Source organism: Pseudoalteromonas sp. 19-MNA-CIBAN-0066, from assembly GCF_040308705.1.
Taxonomy (GTDB): domain Bacteria; phylum Pseudomonadota; class Gammaproteobacteria; order Enterobacterales; family Alteromonadaceae; genus Pseudoalteromonas; species Pseudoalteromonas nigrifaciens.
The window spans coordinates 1-1,406 of record NZ_JBEONZ010000083.1 but is presented as its reverse complement, the minus strand read 5'-3'; the positions used below and the strand labels follow the sequence as shown (position 1 = coordinate 1,406).

The following is a 1,406-nucleotide window of genomic DNA, read 5'->3' as shown; positions in this document are numbered from 1 at the left end:
GTGAGCGTCTAGCGAACTACACCTATGTTTTAAAATTCCAGGGTAACAAGCTGTCGATATCGGGCTCAGGCTGGCACAGTTCATCAAGGCAAGCACAGATGTAATTAAATGGGATTAGACCATTTATCTTGGCGGTTTCCACAATGCTGTAAAGGGTGGCACTAGCATGGGCACCGTTAGCCGTTTGGCTAAATAACCAATTCTTTCGGCCTATCACAAACGGTTTTACCGCGCGTTCTGCTCTATTATTATCGATGCTAAGTCGGCCATCATCAACATAGCGTATGAGCTTGTGCCATTGATTTGCCAGGTAATTAGCTGCCTCTATCAGTTTGCTGTTCCCCACTAAATTTGGCTGATCCTGCTCAAGCCATATTTTTAGCTTGCTAAGAATAGGCAGGCTAACCTCTTGTCTTGCCGTATATTTGTCATCCACACTTTTATCTTTGATGCGTGACTCAACGCCGTACAGTTTTTGGATAAGGCTCAATACCACATCCGCTTTGCCGGTTTTGTTTTTACCTTGTAGCTTTTTCGCGTCGATAAATTTACGACGAGCATGCGCCCAGCAGCCGATTAAGGTTGCCTCTGTTCTGGCATAGGCTTGATAGCCATCCACGTGCAAGTACCCTTGATATCCATCAAGATAATTGACCACGCAGGCGGCCGCGCGACTATTGTGGAAGTCGTAAAGTACGATATTAGGGATAGGATTATTCGGGTCTGGTGAATCTCGACCCGAGCAATACACCCACATGTAACTGTTTACTTTGTCCGATTTCACCACCTTTAATGGCGTTTCATCGGCAAACAGCGTGGGTTGCCTTAACAGCTCGGCTTTAAGCCGTTCAACTAATGGCGCGAAGAGTGTGGCTGATTTGTCTATCCAGCTGCTCATGGTCTGTCGACTGAGTTCAATACCGTATTGCTTAAACATCGCTTCCTGGCGATACAGCGGTAACCCGTATTGGTATTTACTGGTGATAAGCTGACTGAGCAAACTGCTGGTTGCAATGCCTTTGTTGATGGGCATGGCAGGCATTGAGGCTTGTTTAATCTGTGTCTGAGTTGAGGATTTATCACAGTGACGGCAGGCGTATTTAGGCCTAATATGCTCAATCACTTTGATTTTAGCGGGTATGAACTCAAGCTTTTCTGACTTATCTTCACCCATTTTATGTAGCTCACCGCCACAGCAATCACAGGTTTTGTCGATGATGTCGTGAATAACCTGCTCACGAGGTAAGTCTTTTGGCAGTGGCTTACGCACCGGCTTTTTACGGGTATAGCTAATGGATTGTTGCTCTGCCTCAACTTCCTCAACAATTTCTTCCACTTCATTGAATAACTCGCCTTGCCCGGCAAAGCCTTCAGCACTTTTGCCGAATTGTTTTTGTTGGGCCAAG

At 45.9% G+C, this 1,406-nt stretch carries 1 protein-coding gene; it reads right to left on the bottom strand.

The genetic code is table 11. The features are described from left to right. Positions 1 to 22: 22 nt before the first annotated feature. Positions 23 to 1,406 (bottom strand): IS66 family transposase (gene tnpC / locus AAEZ18_RS18255; RefSeq protein ID WP_350552584.1); only part of this gene is annotated, 1,384 nt, incomplete at its 5' end.